Origin of the sequence: Sphingomonas segetis, assembly GCF_009720245.1 — a bacterium.
Taxonomy (GTDB): domain Bacteria; phylum Pseudomonadota; class Alphaproteobacteria; order Sphingomonadales; family Sphingomonadaceae; genus Sphingomicrobium; species Sphingomicrobium segetis.
Genome location: NZ_WJSQ01000037.1, coordinates 1 through 20,196, shown reverse-complemented (window position 1 = coordinate 20,196; position 20,196 = coordinate 1). Strand labels below are relative to the sequence as shown.

General features: G+C 65.7%; 28 protein-coding genes, 1 tRNA gene and 2 pseudogenes. 7 read left to right on the top strand and 24 right to left on the bottom strand.

Annotated elements, in window-relative coordinates:
• Nucleotides 1–291, top strand: a 291-nt coding sequence (locus GH737_RS05645) for an electron transfer flavoprotein subunit alpha/FixB family protein (protein WP_196233001.1), incomplete at its 5' end; no start/stop codon positions are given.
• Here the strand turns inward: GH737_RS05645 and GH737_RS05640 are convergent.
• On the bottom strand, nt 288–473 hold the full coding sequence (locus GH737_RS05640; protein WP_155263878.1) for a DUF3008 family protein: 186 nt from the start codon (nt 471–473) through the stop codon (nt 288–290). The two genes, GH737_RS05645 and GH737_RS05640, sit on opposite strands and share 4 nt — an antisense overlap.
• A 430-nt stretch (nt 474–903) precedes the next feature.
• Between GH737_RS05640 and GH737_RS05635 the strand changes: the two genes are divergently transcribed.
• A complete protein-coding gene (locus GH737_RS05635; protein WP_155263877.1) occupies nt 904–1,659 on the top strand; it encodes a helix-turn-helix domain-containing protein in 756 nt (251 codons plus the stop codon).
• A gap of 27 nt (nt 1,660–1,686) precedes the next feature.
• Here GH737_RS05635 and GH737_RS05630 read toward each other — a convergent pair whose 3' ends face one another.
• The 15 genes from GH737_RS05630 to GH737_RS05555 all read right to left on the bottom strand — a co-directional run bounded on the left by GH737_RS05630 (nt 1,687) and on the right by GH737_RS05555 (nt 12,516).
• Complete coding sequence (locus GH737_RS05630; protein WP_155263876.1) at nt 1,687–2,013, bottom strand: cupin domain-containing protein; 327 nt, start codon at nt 2,011–2,013, stop codon at nt 1,687–1,689.
• A gap of 1 nt (nt 2,014) precedes the next feature.
• Entirely contained in the window at nt 2,015–2,272 is a 258-nt protein-coding gene (locus tag GH737_RS05625) for a hypothetical protein (RefSeq protein WP_155263875.1), read from the bottom strand.
• A gap of 273 nt (nt 2,273–2,545) precedes the next feature.
• Nucleotides 2,546–2,621: transfer RNA gene (locus tag GH737_RS05615), tRNA-Phe, on the bottom strand.
• Nucleotides 2,622–2,661: 40 nt separating this feature from the next.
• Complete coding sequence (locus GH737_RS05610; RefSeq protein WP_155263873.1) at nt 2,662–2,850, bottom strand: DNA gyrase inhibitor YacG; 189 nt, start codon at nt 2,848–2,850, stop codon at nt 2,662–2,664.
• The gene (locus GH737_RS05605) at nt 2,834–3,790 is read right to left on the bottom strand and encodes an Rne/Rng family ribonuclease (protein ID WP_155263872.1); all 957 of its coding nucleotides are present in this window, start codon (nt 3,788–3,790) and stop codon (nt 2,834–2,836) included. Before GH737_RS05605 ends, GH737_RS05610 begins: the two co-directional genes overlap by 17 nt.
• The gene (locus GH737_RS05600; protein WP_155263871.1) at nt 3,783–4,355 is read right to left on the bottom strand and encodes a Maf family protein; all 573 of its coding nucleotides are present in this window, start codon (nt 4,353–4,355) and stop codon (nt 3,783–3,785) included. Before GH737_RS05600 ends, GH737_RS05605 begins: the two co-directional genes overlap by 8 nt.
• A 9-nt stretch (nt 4,356–4,364) precedes the next feature.
• Nucleotides 4,365–4,616 (bottom strand): translation initiation factor IF-1, encoded by a 252-nt coding sequence (gene infA, locus GH737_RS05595; protein ID WP_155263870.1) that lies wholly within the window; start codon nt 4,614–4,616, stop codon nt 4,365–4,367.
• Between the two features lie 63 nt (nt 4,617–4,679).
• Nucleotides 4,680–5,603, bottom strand: a complete 924-nt coding sequence (locus GH737_RS05590) for a gliding motility protein GldB-related protein (protein ID WP_155263879.1) — start codon at nt 5,601–5,603, stop codon at nt 4,680–4,682.
• A 26-nt stretch (nt 5,604–5,629) separates the two neighbouring features.
• Nucleotides 5,630–6,601 (bottom strand): quinone oxidoreductase family protein, encoded by a 972-nt coding sequence (locus GH737_RS05585; RefSeq protein ID WP_155263869.1) that lies wholly within the window; start codon nt 6,599–6,601, stop codon nt 5,630–5,632.
• Nucleotides 6,602–6,662: 61 nt separating this feature from the next.
• Complete coding sequence (locus GH737_RS05580; RefSeq protein ID WP_155263868.1) at nt 6,663–8,819, bottom strand: sodium-translocating pyrophosphatase; 2,157 nt, start codon at nt 8,817–8,819, stop codon at nt 6,663–6,665.
• Between the two features lie 161 nt (nt 8,820–8,980).
• Nucleotides 8,981–9,958, bottom strand: a complete 978-nt coding sequence (gene thiL, locus GH737_RS05575; RefSeq protein WP_338061767.1) for a thiamine-phosphate kinase — start codon at nt 9,956–9,958, stop codon at nt 8,981–8,983.
• Complete coding sequence (nusB, locus tag GH737_RS05570; RefSeq protein WP_155263866.1) at nt 9,958–10,416, bottom strand: transcription antitermination factor NusB; 459 nt, start codon at nt 10,414–10,416, stop codon at nt 9,958–9,960. Before nusB ends, thiL begins: the two co-directional genes overlap by 1 nt.
• Nucleotides 10,413–11,327: an alpha/beta fold hydrolase gene (locus tag GH737_RS05565; RefSeq protein WP_155263865.1), complete on the bottom strand. Its 915-nt coding sequence runs from the start codon at nt 11,325–11,327 to the stop codon at nt 10,413–10,415. Before GH737_RS05565 ends, nusB begins: the two co-directional genes overlap by 4 nt.
• A complete protein-coding gene (locus tag GH737_RS05560; RefSeq protein ID WP_155263864.1) occupies nt 11,324–12,229 on the bottom strand; it encodes a pirin family protein in 906 nt (301 codons plus the stop codon). The genes GH737_RS05565 and GH737_RS05560 overlap by 4 nt, the downstream gene beginning before the upstream one ends.
• On the bottom strand, nt 12,229–12,516 hold the full coding sequence (locus GH737_RS05555) for a BolA family protein (RefSeq protein WP_155263863.1): 288 nt from the start codon (nt 12,514–12,516) through the stop codon (nt 12,229–12,231). Before GH737_RS05555 ends, GH737_RS05560 begins: the two co-directional genes overlap by 1 nt.
• Before the next feature lie 22 nt (nt 12,517–12,538).
• Here GH737_RS05555 and GH737_RS05550 point away from each other — a divergent pair, with 22 nt between their 5' ends.
• Nucleotides 12,539–13,111 carry a J domain-containing protein gene (locus GH737_RS05550; RefSeq protein WP_155263862.1) on the top strand — a complete coding sequence of 191 codons (573 nt, stop codon included), beginning with the start codon at nt 12,539–12,541 and terminating at the stop codon, nt 13,109–13,111.
• On the opposite strand, the gene GH737_RS05545 is transcribed toward GH737_RS05550, so the two are convergent.
• The 8 genes from GH737_RS05545 to GH737_RS05510 are packed head-to-tail and all read right to left on the bottom strand — an operon-like array spanning nt 13,108 to nt 18,155.
• The gene (locus GH737_RS05545) at nt 13,108–13,758 is read right to left on the bottom strand and encodes a glutathione S-transferase family protein (RefSeq protein WP_196233002.1); all 651 of its coding nucleotides are present in this window, start codon (nt 13,756–13,758) and stop codon (nt 13,108–13,110) included. The two genes, GH737_RS05550 and GH737_RS05545, sit on opposite strands and share 4 nt — an antisense overlap.
• Nucleotides 13,758–14,420, bottom strand: a complete 663-nt coding sequence (locus tag GH737_RS05540; protein WP_155263860.1) for a dihydrofolate reductase family protein — start codon at nt 14,418–14,420, stop codon at nt 13,758–13,760. The genes GH737_RS05545 and GH737_RS05540 overlap by 1 nt, the downstream gene beginning before the upstream one ends.
• Entirely contained in the window at nt 14,413–14,883 is a 471-nt protein-coding gene (locus GH737_RS05535) for an SRPBCC domain-containing protein (RefSeq protein WP_230558644.1), read from the bottom strand. Before GH737_RS05535 ends, GH737_RS05540 begins: the two co-directional genes overlap by 8 nt.
• Nucleotides 14,880–15,371 (bottom strand): VOC family protein, encoded by a 492-nt coding sequence (locus GH737_RS15740; RefSeq protein WP_155263858.1) that lies wholly within the window; start codon nt 15,369–15,371, stop codon nt 14,880–14,882. Before GH737_RS15740 ends, GH737_RS05535 begins: the two co-directional genes overlap by 4 nt.
• Nucleotides 15,372–15,382: 11 nt before the next feature.
• Nucleotides 15,383–16,222 (bottom strand): VOC family protein, encoded by an 840-nt coding sequence (locus tag GH737_RS05525; RefSeq protein WP_155263857.1) that lies wholly within the window; start codon nt 16,220–16,222, stop codon nt 15,383–15,385.
• A 39-nt stretch (nt 16,223–16,261) separates the two neighbouring features.
• A complete protein-coding gene (locus GH737_RS16025) occupies nt 16,262–17,020 on the bottom strand; it encodes a DUF1428 family protein (protein WP_155263856.1) in 759 nt (252 codons plus the stop codon).
• A complete protein-coding gene (locus GH737_RS05515; protein WP_155263855.1) occupies nt 17,017–17,694 on the bottom strand; it encodes a glutathione S-transferase family protein in 678 nt (225 codons plus the stop codon). The genes GH737_RS16025 and GH737_RS05515 overlap by 4 nt, the downstream gene beginning before the upstream one ends.
• 14 nt (nt 17,695–17,708) lie before the next feature.
• Nucleotides 17,709–18,155, bottom strand: a complete 447-nt coding sequence (locus GH737_RS05510; protein ID WP_155263854.1) for a VOC family protein — start codon at nt 18,153–18,155, stop codon at nt 17,709–17,711.
• 63 nt (nt 18,156–18,218) lie between these two features.
• On the opposite strand from GH737_RS05510, the gene GH737_RS05505 reads away from it, so the two are divergent.
• From GH737_RS05505 to GH737_RS05495, 4 genes and pseudogenes are all read left to right on the top strand, one after another.
• The gene (locus GH737_RS05505; protein ID WP_155263853.1) at nt 18,219–18,893 is read left to right on the top strand and encodes a winged helix-turn-helix transcriptional regulator; all 675 of its coding nucleotides are present in this window, start codon (nt 18,219–18,221) and stop codon (nt 18,891–18,893) included.
• A gap of 39 nt (nt 18,894–18,932) precedes the next feature.
• Nucleotides 18,933–19,937 carry a cobaltochelatase subunit CobS gene (cobS, locus tag GH737_RS05500; protein WP_155263852.1) on the top strand — a complete coding sequence of 335 codons (1,005 nt, stop codon included), beginning with the start codon at nt 18,933–18,935 and terminating at the stop codon, nt 19,935–19,937.
• A gap of 14 nt (nt 19,938–19,951) precedes the next feature.
• A pseudogene (locus GH737_RS16020) lies at nt 19,952–20,023 on the top strand (hypothetical protein); the annotation flags it as partial.
• Between the two features lie 36 nt (nt 20,024–20,059).
• A pseudogene (locus tag GH737_RS05495) lies at nt 20,060–20,196 on the top strand (FtsK/SpoIIIE domain-containing protein); the annotation flags it as partial.

Here is a 20,196-nt window from a genome sequence, read left to right as displayed (position 1 = left end):
GACCCGCTCGCCGACAAGCTCGGCGCGGCGGTCGGCGCGAGCCGCGCCGCGGTCGACGCGGGCTACGCGCCCAACGATTACCAGGTCGGCCAGACCGGCAAGATCGTCGCTCCGCAGGTCTACATCGCGATCGGGATCTCCGGCGCGATCCAGCACCTCGCCGGAATGAAGGATTCGAAAGTGATCGTCGCCATCAACAAGGACGAGGAAGCGCCGATATTCCAGGTCGCCGACATCGGGCTCGTCGGCGACCTGTTCAAGATCGTGCCGGAGCTGACCGAGAAGCTCTAGTCCCCGACGTGCTCGGGCTTACCCTTGCGCTTGGTCGACGCCATTTTCTCGAGCTCTTTCTCGGACATGGATTTCTCCATGCTCTTGGCGGCGCCCTTGAGCTTGCTTTCGGGCGTGTCGCCGCGTTTCGCCGAAAGGGCGGCGCCGGCGGCCTTCTGCTGGGCTTTGGATTTGGCTGGCATTGTCGCGTCTCCTCTTCAGGATCCGCGGATGAAACGCTTGAGCTCGACGAACGCTTCGTCGTCGGGGACCTGCCGCCGCGGATGCTTGCAGAATGCCAGGCCGCGGGATGGATCGGGCCGCCGAGACCGCGGTCTTTCGCGGGCTCCATCACGCGCACGTCGTGCCCGGGATGCACTGCTCGGGATGAAGTGTGCTCGGCGCGCGGCCTGCTGCTGCGCGACGGCCATCTGCCCGCGTCGGGCGAGGTCGAAGCTACGCCACCGACGAGCTCATCCTCGCGAACGGTGTACGGACGCGCATCGCTTGCTCGTGGGCCTGCTCGAAACGGCGCGGGCGCTGGATGCTCTCTATGCATCCGCAGCCCCCGGCCCTGCACGCGGTTGATCGGCTGTTTGCCTTTGCTCGTCGTTGGGCACTATCTCTCTCCCGATGCATCGCGTGATGATCAGCGAGCCTGGAAATGACGCAGCGAGCCGCCTCGCCGCCGCTGTCGCGGAGGTGCGGATCCTTTCCAGATTGCCAGCTCCCGTCCGGCAGCGGCTGGTCGAGGCATCGCGGGTGGAACGGTTTGCGCCGCGCGCGGAGCTGTTTCGCGACGGCGAACTCCCCGCACACTTGCACGTCGTGCTCAGCGGCCTCGTCGACCTGTCATGCTCGTACAGAGGCCAGGAATGTACCGCGTTGATGATGGCCGCGGGCGACGTCTTCATTCCTGCAGCGGCGCTCTATTCCGAGCCCTATTTGATTTCGGCCAGCGCGCTCACTGCCTCCCGCATCCTGATGATCGATGCCGACGTTGTACGGCGAGAAGCACGAAGCTGCACTGAGCTGGCACTCGCGCTTGCCCGGGTGCTTGCCGGCCAGTGGCGGGTGGCGCTCAAGATCATCCTCGACCTCAAGCTTCGTTCCCCCTCGCAACGGCTCGCGGCCTTCCTGCTGCGGCTGCATGACGGGGCGCAGCCGGGCCCGCCCGCCGCGCTCCCCTTCTCCAAGCGGCAGCTCGCGTCGCGCATCGGCATGCAGCCCGAAACACTGTCACGAACGCTTCAGACGCTCGCCGCCAACGGCCTGCACCTGCGCGGCCGTCAAATCATCGTCACCAACCGCGCCGCCGCCGAAGAATTCTGCGGTCCCGATCCCTATCCGCCGGCAAGCGAATATGAGCTGGGAGTGCACGCGCTTTGAGTTGATCTGCGGCTCCGTCCCCGGTGCCTATTCGAAAAGGATGGTGAGGAGCAGAGACGAGTCTTCGTGAGCGGTTAGCGCGTGCCGCTCGCCGCCTTCGAGATAAAGCCAGTCGCCCGCGCGCATTTCCACCGTTCGGTTCGCCTCGAGCGTGATCGCGCCTTCGATGCAGAACAGGCTTATGTGCCCCTCGACCGAATGGGGGCGGATGCTCGTGCCACGCGGCAGCATCAGTTGCGCAGCCTCGAACCGGTTGGTCTTCACAAGAGCATGCGTCTTCGATTTTTGGTTCGATGCGGACCCGACCGGCCCGAGATGCACCACTTCCCCCGCAGACACGTGAGTCAAAGCCAATTCAACGCTCCTTCGCGGTGGGGGCGATCGGCTCCGCTTCGAGCCGCTTGACGACGTCGTCGATGAGGCCCTTGTGAACCTGCGAGAACCGGTGCTCCGCTGCGTCTTCCCCGTCGGTGACGCAGACGCAATATACGCGCGCTATCGCTTCGCTCGCCACCTCGCGGAGCGAACGTTCGCCGTGGGAACGTTGCAGTTCCCGCGCGGCCTCCAGTGCCTGCCGCGCCGCCACATCGGTAATGGCTTCTCCATATTCCACGGCATTCCTTTCACTTGCGCCTGGACGAACCCGCCGAGGCATCGCCTCGGGGGATCGGCATCGGGCCGATCTGCGCACCGCAGGGCCACAGCGCCGCGATGTCCTGAGCGTCGATGCTCTGCATGGAGTCAACTCGATTGCTGCCCATTTGCTCCTCCGATCCGGCGGCAGACTAGCGCATTCGGTCTGCTCACTCGCTAAGGGTTTTCGCGTAGGTGGGGGGCAGGCCGGCGCCGGGCTTCCCTCAGGCAGGAAGGTTGCGAAAAGGAAAAATGGTGCCCAGGGGCGGAATCGAACCACCGACACCGTGATTTTCAGTCACGTGCTCTACCAACTGAGCTACCTGGGCTCTCGGGACGGGCGAGCCGCCCGCTCAAGCGAGGCGCTCCCTACCGGTCGCCCTCGCCGCTGTCCACCCTGTCGGGATGGGCCCGCGGTCCCGGAATTCGATAGCCTTCGCCGAGCCATTTGAGGAGGTCACGGTCCTTGCAGCCGGCGCTGCAGAATGGCGTGTGCTCCGGATGCTCGGGCTTGCCGCACAGGGGGCAGGTCTTCGGCTTGTCAGAGGATTTCCGCATACCCGGCCGACATGGGGAGAGTCGGGTCCGAGCGCAACTCGACCGCGCCGCCGATCTGCCGCGCGAGCGCATCAACCCAGCCGTCGTGACCTTCGAGCGCCTTGACGACCGCGGGATGGGCGACGAGTCGCTTGCCGCCGGGCCTCTCGAACGCGGCGCGCCGCAGAAGCACGCGAGCCTCGAAGCCGGCGGCATCTTGCGCGAGCTCCAACAACGATGCGCGGGCGCGCGGTCTTACCAGCTGGACGAAGCCGAAGCCGTTGACTGCCGTCCGTTCGAACGGTTGCGGAAGCATGGCGTCGATCGCCGCCGCGGCCCGTAGCCGCGCGGCTTTGCTGCCGACGGTCGGCAAGTCGACGCCGATCGAGCCGCCGACCTCGAGCCGGCGGATCGTGCGTGCTGCCTCCCGGGCACCGGCGACTGCAAGCTCCTCGGCCGGAAGATCGCCGTCGACATCGATCAAGGTCATCGCAGGTGTGGGCGAAACCCTGAGCTCGCCGCCGGCGAAACGCACGATCCCGCTCCGCGCCTCCTCAAGCAGGTCGTTCCAGCCCACTTGGGCGAGCTCGTCGTGCGGAGCGGGGAAGGACAGCTCGCGTCCGGCGAGTGGCGGCGCGGTGCGGAGCTCTTCCGCGGTGACCCTGGCGAGCGGCCGCTTCCAAGGCTCACTTCCCGGGATCGCCTCGCGCGTCACTTCGATGTTGAGCAATGCGCCCTCGGTGACACCCTGCGCCCCGCGCGGCAGGAGGTATTCGGCTCCGCCCGCGGCGCGAGCGACCGCATTGCGGCCATTCGCGCCGATGCACGTCAACTTCGCGGCGATAACGGCACCCGTCCGCACCTGCCCGCCGAGTTCGACGCGCGCTTCGACAATCTCGCCATCTTCGACCAGCACCGCGCGGGTTTCTCCGATCCCGCGCTCGATCCACCATTCAGGCAATCGGATAACCCGCGCTTTTCAGCAGCACACGCGTTTCGGCGAGCGGCAGGCCGACCACGTTGGAGTAGCTGCCGGCGATGTGGCGGACGTAGACTTCGCCATAGCCCTGAAGCGCGTAGCCTCCGGCCTTGCCGCGCCATTCGCCGTGGCTCGCATAATAGTCGACCTCCTGATCGCTCAGCCGCTTCATCGCGATCATCGTCTCGATCAGCCGATCGCGAACGCCCCTGCCGGGAACGGCAAGCGCAACGCCGGTCAGGACTCGGTGCCGCCGACCGGAAAGCAGCCGCATGCAGGCGCGAAGGGTCTGCTCGTCCTCGACCTTCGGAAGGATCCGGCGGCCGACCGCGACGACGGTGTCCGCGGCAAGCACCAGCGCATCGGGCTCCTTGGCCGCCACCGCCACCGCTTTTTCGCGGGCAAGCCGCAGCGCATGCTGCCGCGGCAGCTCGCCCTTGGGCACGTTCTCGTCGATGTCGGCTGGGATGACCGCGTCCGGCTTGACGCTGATGCGGGCGAGCAGGTCGAGACGCCGGGGGCTCGCCGAGGCGAGGATCAGCCGCATCCGCGCCGCTTAGCCGGTATAGCCCGGCGGTCCTGCGCGGCCTGGCATGAAGCGATAAGTGATTCGGCCCTTGGTGAGGTCGTAAGGCGTAAGCTCGACGAGGACTTCGTCGCCCGTCAGCACGCGGATGCGGTTCTTGCGCATCTTACCGGCGGTGTGGCCGAGGATCTCATGGCCGTTCTCGAGCTGCACGCGGAACATCGCATTGGGCAGCAGTTCGACGACTCGCCCACGCATCTCGAGCAGTTCTTCCTTGGCCAAAAGATCGATCTCCCTCTGGGTAAAAGTCGCGGAGGCTTAGCGGCGGAGCAGCGAAATGTGAATTCATTTCAGTCGAATCCCCGGATACCAGCCGCTCCTGGCCAGGAAAGCCTTCGGGCGCTTCATCTCGAGGATTTCGCGCAAGGCTTCACGCTTGTCAGGAGCGTGCTCGTAGTACGCCTTGACGATCCGATAGCCGACCCAATAGCCGAGATCGCCGGGCTCCGTGAGCGTTCCGTTATCAATCCAGTCGGAAAGATCGGTCTTGTCCTGATCGGCGAGAAACCGGCTCTCGATTTCCTTGCCGGCGGCCATGTCGACAGGGGCATAGGGGGAGTGGAACGCGCGCTCTCCGGCGATCAGCGCAGCCGTGAAATCGGCTGCTCCTTCGATGAGAGACGCGGCCAGCACCGTCGGCTTCGGATTGTCGAAAAGGGCTGGTGACTGAAGCGCTTGCTGGACGTGCGTATATTCATGCGCGATCGTATGCACGAACCGGTCTTCGACGTTGGGATTGAGGTAGTTTACCGCGCAAAGCGCCTCCAGACCGATCATCACCCCCGTCGAATCCGCCACCCCGACCGGTTTCCCGCGGCTGATCGCGATCGTCACCGGCGGGAATTTTGCCTCGGGGTAAATCTCGCCCAATCTCACGAGCGCAGCCGTCGCGCGCGATCGCACGCGCGGCAGAGCCGTCATGCAGCGTTTCGCATCCGAATAGATCGCGGGATGGGCGGCAATCGCCTTGGCGATGGATGAGCCGGTGACATTTCGAATTTGCGCGAGGTGACGCAGGCCAGGCGAGCCAATGTCAATGTAGCCGTCCTGGAGACGCTCCGCGGTCGGATGCCCCCGTGCTGCGTCGTAGATCTTGTAGAATCGCGCGACATCTTTCGTGCGAACGATCGGACCTGCAGCTTGCCGCGCCGCGAAAGACGGCGAAGCGAGGGCCAGCACCCCCGCCAGCATCAATGCGCTTCGCTGCATCGCGCCGGCGGCACTCGGGACTTCCTTCATATCGTCAGGATCGTCGAGCCGGTGGTCTTGCGCGCTTCGAGCTGGCGGTGGGCTTCGGCGGCGTCCTTGAGTGCGAAGCGCTGCTTGACCTCGACCTTGATTTTGCCGGTCGACACCATCTCGAACAGCTCGCCGGCGCTTTGCTCGAGCTGCTCGCGGGTCGCGATATAATGGAACAGGGTGGGGCGGGTCAGGTACAGCGACCCCTTCTGCGCGAGCAGGTTCGGCGGGATCGGCTCGGGCGGGCCCGAGGCATTGCCGAAGCTAACCATCAGCCCGCGAACCTTGAGGCAGTCGAGCGACTTGAGGAATGTGTCGCGGCCGACCGAATCATAAACGACGGGCAGCTTCTGCCCCGCCGTGATCTTGCTTACCTCGGCGACAAAGTTCTGGCGCGAATAGACGATCGGGTGAGCGCAGCCGTGGGCGCGCGCGAGCTCCGCTTTCGCCTGTGTGCCCACGGTGCCGATCACGGTGGCGCCGATCGCGGCGGCCCACTGGCACATGATCAGGCCGACACCGCCGGCGGCTGCGTGGACGAGGATCGTGTCGCCTTCGTGCACCGGAAAGACCGAGCGCAGCAGCATCTGTGCGGTCATCCCCTGGAGCATCATCCCGGCGGCCTGCTCGGCGGAGATGCCGTCGGGCAGCTTCACCACGCGGTCGGCGTCGATCAGGCGCTGCTCGGCATAGCCGCCGATTGGCCCCGCATAAGCGACTCGGTCGCCTGGCTTCACATTGACGACGTCAGCCCCGACCGTTTCGACCACGCCTGCGCCCTCGACTCCGGGCGTGAAGGGCATCTTCTGCTTGTAGAGGCCGCTGCGGTGATAGACGTCGATGAAGTTCAGGCCGGCGGCTTCCTGCCGGAGCCTGACCTGCCCTAGTCCGGGCTCCCCGACCTCGACCTCCTCCCACTCGAGGACGTCGGCTTTGCCCGCCTGATGGATTCGGATCGCGTGCGGCATAATGGCCGCCTACCCGGGGACAGTCCTTCGGTCGAGGGACTGTCCCCAAATATCCGGCAGATCAGACCGCGGCGTGCGCCGCGAGCGCCGCGAGCAGCAGCAGCGCGACGATGTTGGTGATCTTGATCATCGGGTTGACGGCCGGGCCTGCGGTATCCTTGTAGGGATCGCCGACCGTGTCGCCCGTGACGGCGGCCTTGTGCGCTTCCGAGCCCTTGCCCCCGTAATTGCCGTCCTCGATGTACTTCTTGGCATTGTCCCACGCGCCGCCGCCCGACGTCATCGAGATGGCGACGAACAGGCCCGAGACGATGACGCCCAGAAGCAGCGCGCCGACCGCGGCAAGACCATTCTCCTTGCCGGCGACCGCGCCGATCGCGAAATAGACGACGATCGGGGCGAGCACCGGAAGCAGCGAGGGAATGATCATTTCGCGGATCGCGGCCTTGGTGACGAGGTCGACGGTGCGCGCGTAGTTCGGGCGCACCGACCCGTCCATGATGCCGGGATTATCGCGGAACTGCTGGCGGACTTCCTCGACCACCGCGCCGCCGGCACGGCCGACGGCGGTCATGCCCATCGCGCCGAACAGATAAGGCAGGAGCGCCCCAAGCAGCAGGCCGACGATGACATAGGGGTTCGACAGGCTGAACAGAGTGTCGAGGTTCGCCGTGACGCCGATTTCCGGGCCGAACTCGCGAAGATCGGCGGTGTAGGCGCCGAACAGCACCAGCGCGGCAAGGCCGGCCGAGCCGATCGCATAGCCCTTGGTCACCGCCTTGGTCGTGTTGCCGACCGCATCGAGCGCGTCGGTGCGGGTGCGGACGTCCTCTTCGAGGCCGGACATTTCGGCGATTCCGCCGGCATTGTCGGTGACCGGGCCGTACGCGTCGAGCGCCACGACCATGCCGGCGAGCGCGAGCATCGCCGATGCCGCGAAAGCCACGCCGAGGAAACCGGCGAGCTGGAAGCTCGCGATCAGGCCGACGATGATGACGATCGTCGGCAGGGCCGTGGATTCGAGGCTGATCGCCAGGCCCTGGATGATGTTCGTGCCGTGGCCCGTCTGGCTTGAGCGCGCGATCGACTGCACCGGGCGATAGTTGGTGCCGGTGTAATATTCGGTGATCCACACGATTAGCGCGGTCACCGCGAGGCCGATCAGGCTCGAATAGAACAGGTCCATGGCTGTGAAGGCGCCGCTGACGCTTCCGGTCGCGGCATCGACCGTGCCGCCGATCTGCGCGTTGAGATCCGGGAGCGAGACGTAGAAAGCCGCGTAGATCGCCGGAATTGCGAGCAGCGTCGCAGTCCAGAAGCCCTTGTAGAGTGCGCCCATGATTGAGCCACCCTTGCCGAGCCGCACCATGTAGGTCCCGATGATCGAGGTGATGATGCAGACGCCGCCGATCAGCAACGGAAGGATCATCAGAGGCATCAGCAGGGGCGAGGAGCCGAGCGCGAGCGCAACCGACACCATGGTGATGCCGACGGTTACGACATAGGTCTCGAACAGGTCGGCGGCCATGCCGGCGCAGTCGCCGACATTGTCGCCGACGTTGTCCGCGATCACGGCCGGGTTGCGGGGATCGTCCTCGGGAATTCCGGCCTCGACCTTGCCGACCAAGTCGGCGCCGACGTCGGCGGCCTTGGTGAAGATGCCGCCGCCGAGACGCGCGAAGATCGACACCAGCGAGGCGCCGAGCGCGAGCGCGGTGAGCGCAGTGATGACGGCACGATCGTTGGGCGCATAGCCGCCCGGACCGGTCAGGTACCAGAACAGTACGGCGATCGCGAGCAGGGCCAGACCCGCGACGAGCAGGCCGGTGACGGCGCCCGCGCGGAACGCCGTGGTCAGCCCGCTCTGCAGGCTGTGGCGCGCGGCTTCGGCGGTGCGGACGTTCGCCCGCACCGAGATGTTCATGCCGATGAACCCGGCCGCGCCGGACAACACCGAGCCGATCACGAACGCGACCGCGCTGAGGCCGCCGAGAAAGAAGAAGATGATCGCCGCGACGACCACGCCGACGATGAAGATGGTGGTGTACTGCCGCTTCAGATAGGCCGCGGCGCCTTCCTGAATCGCGGCGGAGACTTCGATCATGCGCTGGTTGCCCGGCGACATGGCGAGCACCTGGCGGCTGGTGACGATGCCGTAGAGCACGGCGATGATGCCGCAGACGATGGCGACATAAAGCAGGTTAAAGCCGGAATTCATGGGTTACGCTTCCCCGTTTCTCGTAGGCAGGCAGGTGCGCCCGGAAACGGCGCCGCCCGGAAAACGCGCGGTCTTTAGGGGGCGTTTGCGCGGCTGGCAACCGCGCGGGTTGAACGGCTTAACGGATCAGCAGGGCGCAAGCCATGCCGCAGGCGACGCCGCTAAGGCCGACCAGCCACTGGCGAAGCGGATAGCCCGCGACGGTGATCGCTCTTATGCTCAAACCCCAGCCTCTCAGGCAGATCGATGGGCGCGCCGCCGCTGGTGAGGGAAAGGGAATCCTCGCCAGCGGTCAGCGCCCCGACGCGGGTGATCCTCGTCGCTTTTGGTAAAGGAAGCGTTGTCGCGTCCAGTTCCGACGGGAGGGCGGCAAGGAGCGCGTAATCGTCGCCGCCGGTCGCAGCGAATAGCCGCGCGTCCACGTTCGACCCGCGGTCGGCAACGAATTCGCTCGACAGCGGCAGCGAGTCGAGATCGATCGCGATCGTGCAGCCGCTCGCCTGCGCCATCCGCCGGGCATCGAGCAGGAGCCCGTCCGAAACGTCCATCATCGCGTGTGCGACCGGGGCGACGACCTGGCCGGCGCCAAGCTGCGGAATCGGCCGCCGGTAGATATCGACCAGGGGGCCAGTCGCCCGCGCAGCCGCCCGAAGCTGGGCGAGCCCGGCGGAAGCATCGCCGATCGTGCCGACCAGCCACAGGACGTCGCCCGCCTGGCCGCCGGAACGATGCGGCACCTGCAGACCTGCCCGGCCGATCGCTGTCAGACCCAGCACCCGCGGCGCCCCTTCGGGGAGCGCGATCGTGTCGCCGCCGATGACGGGCAGCGCATAGCTCTCGCAGGCATGCTCGACCCCGGTCAGGAACTCGTCTTCCCACGCGCCGTCGCCGGACAGGGTCAGCGACAGCACCGCCCCGGCGGGGCTCGCGCCTTTGCCGGCGAGATCGGAGAGATTCACCGCGACGAGCTTCCAGCCGACGCTGGCCGGGGGGTCGGTCGGGAGGAAGTGGACGCCCTCGGCAATGCTGTCGTGTGTTATGACGAGGCCGTCGAGGAGCGCGACGTCGTCGAGCAGGCCGCGGGCTTCAGGCGCCGTGGCGATCCGGCGCAGACGTTCGATGGCTTCGAATTCGCGCACTATGCCTGTGCCGCGCGGGCCTCTTTCGCGATCGCGTCGAGCAGGCCGTTGACGAAGCCGCTCTCGCGCTTGTCGTAGAAGGCGTGGGCGACGTCGACATATTCGGAGATGACGGAGCCGACGGGCACGTCGGGCCGCGCGATCAGCTCGTAGACGCCTGCGCGGAGAATCGCGCGCATTGGCCGGTCGAGCCGCTCAAGGCTCCAGCCTTCGGCGAGCCGGGCGGTGATGAGCCCGTCGATCTCCTCGCGTCGGGCGTCCGCGCCTGCGACGATGTCGTCGAAGAAGTCACGTTCGGCTTCGTGGTACGTCTCGTCCTCGATCGTGGCGCCGATCCGGTGCTCATGGAATTCGTGGAGCAGCCGGGGCAGGGGAGTGCCTTCCATGTCCTGCTGGTAAAGCGCCTGCACCGCGGCAAGCCGCGCCGCAGAACGCGAACGGGAACGGGTCTGGGTCATTTCGCGGCGGCACTAGCCTCCGCGTCCGCTGCAAGGAAGGGCTCCAGCTTCCCCGCGACCTGATCGGGTGCTTCCCACGGCGCGAAATGGCCCGCGTCGGGGATATGGAGCATCGTCAACTCGTCCACGAGGTTGTCGAGTCCGTCGAGTTGGAGCGGAAGTAATGCGCTGTCCTTCACGCCCCAGATGACAAGCGTCGGTATTTCGACGTTGCGCACGGCCTTGAGTAGCCAGTCGGGCACCGGGACGGTCAGGCCCGACGGCGGGACGACCAGGCTCGCCGCGCGGTACCAATTGAGCATCGCGGTGAAGGCGCCGGGCTGCGACCATTCGGCGATATATTGCTGTCGTTCGGCGTCTGGGATGAGCGAAAGGTCGGCCTCGCGCCCGAACGTCCTGTCGAAGAACCAGCCGAAGCCCTGCGCCTTCACCACCTGCTCGAAGCCGGGCGTCCGGAAGGCTGTGATATATTGCGAGGCGGCGCGTTGCTCGGCGCTCTCGATCAGGCTCTTCTGGAAGATCACAGGGTGCGGCGCATTGACGATCGCCAGCCGCGACAGACGCCTGTCCCCGCGCAGCGCGGCGCCCCAGGCAATCGCTCCGCCCCAGTCGTGGCCGACGAGCGCGAACCGGTCGAGCGAGAGCGCTTCGGCGAGCGCGAACACATCGTCTATCAGAACTTCGCCCTTGTATGCTTCGACCTCCGCTGGCCGGTCGGAACCCCCGAAGCCGCGCTGGTCGGGCATCACGAGGTAGAGGTCCCGCTCCAGCCGCGGGGCGATTTCACGCCAGGTGCGATGCGATTCGGGAAACCCGTGGAGCAGGATCACCGGCGGGTTGGACGGGTCGCCGGCCAGCGCAACGTTGAGCGTCACGCCGGTGCCGAGCGCAATCCGCCGGAACTCGGTCACGGATAGCTGACCGTCTTGGGGAATTCCGGAAGCGGGATGAACTCCTGGTCGTCGCCGGGGACTAGCGGCAAGCGCAGCGCCTTCCAGTCTGCCTTCGCCTGGTTGATGCGGTCGCGCGAGGAGGACACGAAATTCCAGAAGACGTAGCGGCGGGTCGAGAAGGCCTGACCGCCCATCAGCATGATTCGCCCACCGCCGGCGCTCGACAGCTTCGCCTCGTAGCCCGGCTTCAGCACGTACAGGGTGAACCGGTCGAGCGATTGTCCGTCGAGCTCGGCCTCGCCTCCGACCACCATCAGCGCCCGCTCATCGGCGCCGGATTCGATCAAAAGTGAGCCGTTCGGGCCCAACTCGATATCGGCATAGATTGTTGGCGAGTCGCACCGCGTCGCGGCGCTCGCACCCCATAAGGTGCCCATCAGCACCCGCGCCCGTGCGCGCCCGTCCTCGATCAGCGGCAGCCCGCTTGCTGGAACGTGGTCGAACGCGGGATCGACCTCCTCGCGCCCGTCGGGAAGCGCAAGCCAGGTCTGCATCCCGTAGAGGCTCGGTCCCTGCGGTCGAAGCTCCTCGGGCGAGCGCTCCGAGTGGACGATTCCCCTACCGGCCGTCATCAGGTTGATCGCGCCCGGTTGGATCACCTGGTGGGAGCCGATGCTGTCGCGATGCTCGATCGCGCCCTCGAACAAATAGGTGACGGTCGCCAGATTGATGTGCGGATGGGGACGAACATCCATGCCGCGTCCGGCGGGAAGCCGAGCCGGCCCGAACTCGTCGACGAAGATGAACGGCCCGACCATCGTCCGAGTCTTCGCCGGAAGGGTGCGGTTCACCTTGAAGTCGCCGAGGTCGTGCGTGACCGGCACGATCACCTGCTCGAATGTCGTTTCAATCGTCGCCATCATTCCTCTCCCGGCGCGCTGGCGCGGATCGACAGGGCATGGACCCGGCTTTCCATCAGCTCGCCGAGCGCGGCATAGATCATCCGTTGGCGCTGCACACGGTTCTTGCCCGTGAAGGCCAAGCTTTCGATGCGCAGGCTGAAGTGGCTTTCGCCGGCCGGATTATAGCCGCCGTGGCCGCGGTGCTGCTCGCTGTCGTCGGTCAGCTCGATGCGTGTGGGCTCGAGCGACGAATTGAGCCTGCGAAGCATTTCAGCCGCGACGGGACCGGTTTCTCGGGCGTTCATTGCCCTTATATAGAGACGTTGAATGGCGACGAAACAATCCAGGCTGCACGGGCGGGTTGAGGGAGCGAGGGCGAATTGCGCCGTCCCGGGTTGCGGCGCGCCCGGCGAGTTCAAGGCACCGCTCCAGCCGGCCAATTTCGACGGGCCGGGCGCGTGGCGTTTCCTGTGTCTCGACCACGTCCGCGAGCACAACGCCAAGTACAACTTCTTTCAGGGGATGAGCACCGACGAGATCACCCGCGCGCAGCACCCGCTCGCCGGCTGGGATCGGCCGAGCCGCCGCTTCGCCGCCAACGGCGCCGACCCGCCGCCCAGGTGGAGCGACTTCGCCGACCCGCTCGATGCCATCTCGGGGCGGTTCGGACGCGTGCGTGAAGCGGCTCGGCCATCGCGCTTCAACAAGCCCGAGCTGCAGGCATTGTCGGTGCTCGGCCTTGGCGACGACGTCGACCGCCATGCGCTGCGCCAGACCTATTCGACCCTTGTCCGCCGCTACCATCCGGACAAGAACGGCGGCGACCGATCGCACGAAGCGCGGCTCACCGCGGTGATCGAGGCCTATCAGCTGCTGAGAAAGTCGGCGGCGTTCGCTTAGTCGCGGTCCGGCGCTCCGAGAGGGAAATAGGGGCGGTACGGCCGCGCGTCGTCGACCACTCGCGCTACCTGTGGATGCGCCAATAGCCGCCTACGATAAGCTTTGAGCTTCGGGCGACCATCGCCGATCTCCTCAACCCAGTCGGCGTAAAAGAGCGCGGGTGCGGCGGCGCAATCGGCGAGCGTGAACGTGTCGCCGGCGACCCACGCGCCATCCGGCAAGTTCGCTTCAAGCCAATCGTAAGCGACGTGCAGGTTTTTGCGTCCCTGCTCGGCACCATAGGCGTCGCCCATTCCTTCGGGTCTGAGCGCTTGGTTCACCGCAGGCTGCATGTTGCCCTGGACGTAGAGGTCGAAGAAGCGATCGAGGAAACGGACTCGGCGGCCTAGCTCGCCGTCGGGAATCCACGTGTTGCGTCCCGGATGATGCGCCTGGAGATGCTCGATGATGCAGGTCGTCTCGATCACCGCCTCATCGTTGTCGAGGAGCAACGGGAACCTGCCGAAGGGCCATATCTGTTTGAGCTCGGCGTAATTATCCTGGTTCTCGGGAACCTGACGAAATTCGAACTCGGTTCCGTCCGCGTACAGCGGGATCAGCACCTTCCAGGTGTAGGACGAAAAGGGGTGGCCGAAGAGCGTCAGCATCACCAGGAGCCCTCCCGGATCTTCTCACGACGCTCCAGCTCCGCCTCGCTAGGCTCCTTCGTCTCGAACGTGCCGGTCCGAACATCGCCCGCCGGTTCGTAGGTCGTAATCACGACGCCCTTCGGCGAAACAAAGTGATCAAGGAGCCTCAGCTCCCCGGCCTTTTCCGGACCGTCGATCAGCCGTTTGCCCGTCCCGAGCACGACCGGGAAGGTGATGAGGACAAGCCGGTCGACCAATCGGGCGGAGAGCAGGGGCGGGTAGAGCGTGCTGCTGCCCTGGATCAGAAGGTCGCGGCCGTCGCTCCTCTTGAGCTCGGCGACGGCTTGCGCGGTATCGCCCGACAGCCTGCTGCTGTTGTCCCAGGTGAGCGGCTCATCCGAATGGGTGAGCACATATTTGTCGATCCGCTGGAATTTCTCGCCGATCGGATTGTCGAGATTGTAAGGCCAGTATGCCGAGAAGATGTCGTAGGTCCGTTTGCCCAGCAGCAGGTCGTACTCGCTGGTGATGATGCCCTCGAAAGGACCCATGTCCTCACCCCAGTGAGGCGGGACCCAGCCGCCGAAGCGGAAGTCGCTCGTCGGGTCCTCGTCCGGGCCGCCGGGCGCCTGCATCACGCCATCGAGCGACACGAAGGCGGCGCCGGTCAGCTTACGCATCGGCGGGCACAGCTTCGGCGAGCCCGGCGAGCTGCTCGGCGACCGCGCCCCAGCCTTGCTCGAACCCCATGGCGCGGTGCTTTTCCATGGCTTCGTGCGTCCAGTGCCGCGCGGTCCCGCGGTAAAGGGTGCCGTCGCCATCCGATTCGATTTCGAAAATCCCGACCATGAAGGGCGTTTGCGGCTTCCAGCCCGCCGAAAAGGCGTCGGTGAAGGCGAAGCGGCGCCCCGGTTCGAACTCCAGGAGAACGCCGCCGACGCTATCCTCGCTTTGGCAGTCGGCCTCGCCGTTGGGGCCGCGCATGATCAGGTGGAACGCCGCGCCCGGACGCCATTCGAGCTTGTCGATCGTGGTCGTCCACGGCTTAGGGCACCACCATTCGGTGGTGCGGTCGGTCATGATCTGCCACACCCGGGACGGCGGCGCGTCGATGCGACGCTCGACCGAAAGATCGTAGCTCACGCGTCCACTCCTTCGACGGCGGCCTTGATCTTCGCGACGTCGATCTTGCCCATGTCCATCATCGCCTCGAAGGCGCGCTTGGCGACCGCCTTGTCGGGGCTGGTGGTCGCTTCGAGCAGCACGCGCGGCGTGATCTGCCATGAATAGCCCCACTTGTCCTTGCACCAGCCGCACGCGCTTTCCTCGCCGCCGTTTCCAGTGATCGCATTCCAGTATCGGTCGGTTTCCTCCTGGTCTTCGGTAAGCACCATGAAGCTGATCGATTGATTGGGTTTGAAGTTTGGCCCGCCGTTGAGCCCCACGAAGGGGCGGCCGAGGAGGGTGAATTCCACGGTGAGCTCGTCGTCCTCCTGGCCGCTGGGGAAGTCCGACGGCGCGGCATGTGCCGCGCCGACATGCGTGTCCGGGAAAACCGATGCATAGAACTCTGCCGCCCGACGCGCCTCGCCTTTGTCGAACCACAGGCAGGTGATCATCTCGTTGCTCATGCCGTCCTCCCTCAAGCCTTGCCGACGAGGGCGAACTCGGCGCCCTGCGGATCCACGCCGACGACGATATGGTCGCCGCCGGGGACTTCCATCGGCCCCATGACGATGGTGCCGCCATTAGCCTCAGCCATTTCCTTCGCCCGTCCGACGGACGGCACGCGGAAGTAGAAGCGCCAGTGCGGATGCTGTGCGCCCATCGTTCCGGAGATGGCGCCGAGGGTCAGGCCCTGGTGGTCGATGAAACGATATTCGCCATGCTCGCCCATCGGCATGAAATTGTCAGTGGTCCAGCCGAACTGCTCGCCGTAGAACCGCCGCGCGGCGACCGGGTCGCTGGTCGACAGCTCGTTCCACGCGCAGCGGCCCTGGTCGGTGGGCGAAAAGACCGTGCTCGGCTCGTTCTCGCGTCCGGCCGGCGGAATCGGCTTCATCACGTAGAAGGGCGCGCCCTGCGGGTCGGCGACCATCGCGATGCGGCCGACGCTGGGGATGTCCGTCGGGCCCATCAGCGCCTTGCCGCCGGCGGCCTCGATCTCGGCCACTTTCGAGTCGACGTCGCCGACATTGAGGTAGCCGAGCCAGGTCGGACGTGCGCCATGCTGCTGCATCTCCGCGGTGAGCGGCATCACGCCCCCCGCCATGCCGCCGTCGCGCGTGTTGATCATGCGGTAGCCTTGATATTCTTCGGCGCCCTCGCCGAAATTCCAGCCGACGACCGCGTCGTAGAAGGCTTTCGCGCCCTGCGCGTCGGTGGTCATCAGCTCGTACCAGATGAAGTCGCCGGCCGGGTTCGGGCCGGTGCGGTTCTCCTGGTTCGCCGCAGGCGCGGACGCCTCTCGAACGTCAGACATGGTTCGATCTCCTTCGTTCCTGAACTGTGAACGCGCCGATCAGGCGGTGATCGGGGACCCTTGCGACGCGGCTGCCTGCTGCTGCGCGCTGTCGAGGATCTTGTCGAAGCCGCCCCAGAACATGCGCTGCCCGGCGAAAGGCATCTGGCCTTCCGGCTTCAGGCTCTCATCGGCCATGATCGCCTTCCAGGCTTCGTCGCGCGTCGCCTTGTCGGGCCATTCGATGAAGGAGAAGACGACCGTCTCGCCGTCCTCCGCCTTCACGGCGCGATAGAAATCGGTGACCTTGCCGTGGTTCACGTCGTCCGCAATCGCTTCGATGACCCGCGCCGCGCCGTGCTGGCGGAACACCTTGGCCATCTTGGATGCAAGCTCGCGGTAGGCGTCGCGCTTGCCTTCGGGGACCGGGACCACGAATCCATCGGTGTAGCTGCCGCCGGCCGTGCCTTCCTCGACGATCGAGTCGAAGCCGCCCATGATCATGCGCTTGCCGTCGAACGGCATGTCCTTGCCCATTTCTTCCATGGCCGGATCGCTCATGAACTTCTCGTTGGCGGCATCGCGCGCCGCCCGGTCCGGATATTCGAACCAGGAGAAGACGATCTTCTCGTCCGGCCTGGCATCGACCGCCTTGCGGAAGTCGGTGACCTTGCCTTCGGGGACGTCGCTGTCCCATGACTCGACCATCCTCCGAACGCCGACGTTCGCGACGAGCGGCGCAAACCTGGTGGCATGCTCCTGATAGGCGGCCTTGTTCGCCTCCGGCACGGGCACGATGAATCCTTCGAAATAGGTCATGCTGCAACTCCTTGCGGTTCGTGCTCGCGGAACGCCGCGAGCTGGTCTTCGAGCGCGCGCCGGAATGCCGGGCGCGCTTCACCACGCTTCACATATTCGGAAAGGTTGGGCGTGTCGGCGAGGAGCCGGCCACGGTCCGCCAGGCGCAAGACGGTGACCATGACGAGATCCCCGATCGTGAACCGCTCGCCTTCCAGCCACTGCTTGTCGCCGAGACGGTCGGACAGTTGCGCCAGCCTCAGCCGGGCGAGCGCGTCGGCCGTCGGCTTGCTCGGCTCCGCCCATTCCTGATCGGCCCAGACGACGTCGAGCAGCACTCGGTGCTGCACGAAGGGCTCGACGCTGTTGAGCGCCGCATAGGTCCATTGGATCGCGGCATATTTGCCCTGCGGATCGCGCGGAAGGAGAGCCTCGCTCTTCTCGCCGACATATTGGAGGATCGCGCCGCTCTCGAAAATATGGACGGCGTCGTCGCGGAAGCACGGCACCTGGTCGAACGGCTGGTCGTCGCGATAGCCGGCGGGCCGCTCTAGCCCGATCAGCCGGACACGATAATCGAGCCCCGCCTCCTCCAGCGCCCAGCGAATCCGCAGATCCTTGACGAAACCCTGGGCGCCTTCAGGCACCCAGCTAAATGCGGTGACCTCGATGTCGGCATTGGGGTTGATCGGCATTGCTCGCGCTCCCCTCAGATTGCCGTGCCGAGGGCTTCCTGGACGGCCTCGGCGCCGCGCTGGGCAGCGGCCGGGTCCATCCACATGATCTCAAAAATGTGGCCGTCCGGATCGGCGACGCTGCGCCCGTACATGACCCCATAATCCTGTTTGGGCGCCGGATCAGCAGTGCCGCCGATCGCTTCGGCGCGCTCGACAGCCGTATCGACCGATTCGCGGCTGTCGGCGGACAGGCAGATCAGTACTTCGCTGGCGCTGTTCGCATCGGCGATCGGGCGCGGCGTGAACTGGCGGAACTTGTCGTGCGTCAGGATCATCACATGGATCGTGTCGCTGAACGTCATGCACGCCGCCGTGTCATCGGTGAACCTGGGCTCGTTCACCGCGCCGAGCACTTCGAGGAAAGCGCGCGATTTCTGCAGGTCGCTCACCGGCAGGTTCACGAAGATCATGCGGCTCATCTGTCCCTCCTGTTCCGACTCGATTCGCTTGCTTTTTGCCGACCCAAGTTATAAATTGCAACCATGAAGTTAGAAAAAACTACTAAGCATCGGCAAAAGGAGGAAAAACGGCGCTTCGACGACGCGTGCGGCCTTGCGCATGCGCTCGAATTGCTCGGCGAGCGTTGGGCTATGCTGGTGCTTCGCGAGCTTGCCTACGGCCCGCGCCGCTTCTCCGAACTGAAGGCCGACCTCCAGGGGATCAGCGCCAATGTGCTCACCCAGCGGCTGACCGAGCTCGAGTCTCGCGGGCTCGTGCGCAAGGTGCGGCTCCCGCCGCCCGCGTCCGTCCAGGTCTATGAGGCGAGTGAATGGGGTCTGGAAGCGGTGCCGACGATCGCCGCGCTCGGGCGCTGGGCTGCGCGCAGTCCGCTCCACGATCCGACGCTCAGGATGAGCCACGTGTCCGTGATCATGTCGCTTCAGACTTTGCTTTCCCCGGAGCTTGCGGACGGCCTCGACGCGCGGGTCGGCTTCCGGTTCGGCGAGGCCGATTACGTCACGACGCTCCACCGCGGCCGTCTGCAGGTAGAGCGCGGAGAGGTGCATGACTGCGACGTGGTCTTCACCGGCGCCCCTAGCGCCATCGCCGCAGTGATCCACGGCGGCGCACCTCTTGAAACAATCGACGTCGAGGGAGACATGGCGCTCGCAAAGCGTTTTCGCACGCTCTTCCCGCTTCCGCCAAAAATTGGCTGAACATTGAGGCGCGACCGCGCTTCACCTAAGGCAAGCACGATGACCGACCTCCCCAACGCAGATCCCGAAAGCCGCGCGGAGACGCTGATGGCCTCGCCCGACAGGATCGTGAAGGTGCGCGAGGCATTCGGCGTCGATTCGGACATGGAGGTGCCGGCCTTCAGCGAAGCCGACGAGCGCGTGCCCGACCTCGACCCGACCTACGTCTTCGACCCCAACACCACGCTCGCCATTTGCGCAGGTTTCGCGAGGAACCGCCGCGTAATGGTCCAGGGCTATCACGGCACCGGCAAGTCGACCCATATCGAGCAGGTCGCCGCGCGGCTCAAATGGCCGATGATCCGCATCAACCTCGACGCGCACATCAGCCGCATCGACCTCGTCGGCCGCGACGCGATCGTGCTGCGCGACGGCCAGCAGGTGACAGAGTTCCGCGAGGGACTGCTTCCCTGGGCCCTTCAGCACCCGGTCGCGCTGGTGTTCGACGAATATGACGCCGGCCGTCCCGACGTGATGTTCGTCATCCAGCGCGTGCTCGAGGCGGAGGGCAAGCTGACCCTGCTCGACCAGAACCGCGTCATCCGACCCAATCCGTGGTTCCGCCTGTTCGCGACCACCAACACGGTGGGCCTCGGCGATACGACCGGCCTCTATCACGGCACCCAGGCGATCAATCAGGGTCAGATGGACCGCTGGAACATCGTCACGACGCTCAACTATCTGCCCGCTGCGGTCGAGGCGCAGATCGTGCTCGCCAAGTCGGGCGAATATGACGACCCGAACGGCAAGGCGATCGTCGAGAAGATGATCAAGGTCGCCGAGCTGTCGCGGCAGGGCTTCATCAACGGCGATATCTCGACCGTGATGAGCCCGCGGACGGTGATCAGCTGGTCGCAGAACGCGCACATCTTTGGCGACGTCGGCTACGCCTTTCGGGTCAGCTTCCTCAACAAGTGCGACGAAGCCGAACGGCCGCTGATCGCCGAATATTACCAGCGCGTGTTCGGCGAGGATCTGCCCGAGAGCGTGGTGGGGAAGGCCTAGCCGAGGTCCAGCGCGTGGCGGACAGAATCGACATCTTCCGCCGGGTGCTCGCCGGAGCAGCCCGCGCGATCGCCCACGATGCGGAAGTTGACGTTGCGTTCGCCTCCGATGTCGCGCCCGCGTCGGGCAAGACGGCCGGCCTCAATTGCATGATCCTGTCGCTGCTCTACCGATACGGCCCCGACCAGTGCAAACTGATCATGATCGACCCGAAGATGCTCGAATTGAGCATGTACGACGACATCCCGCACCTGCTGGC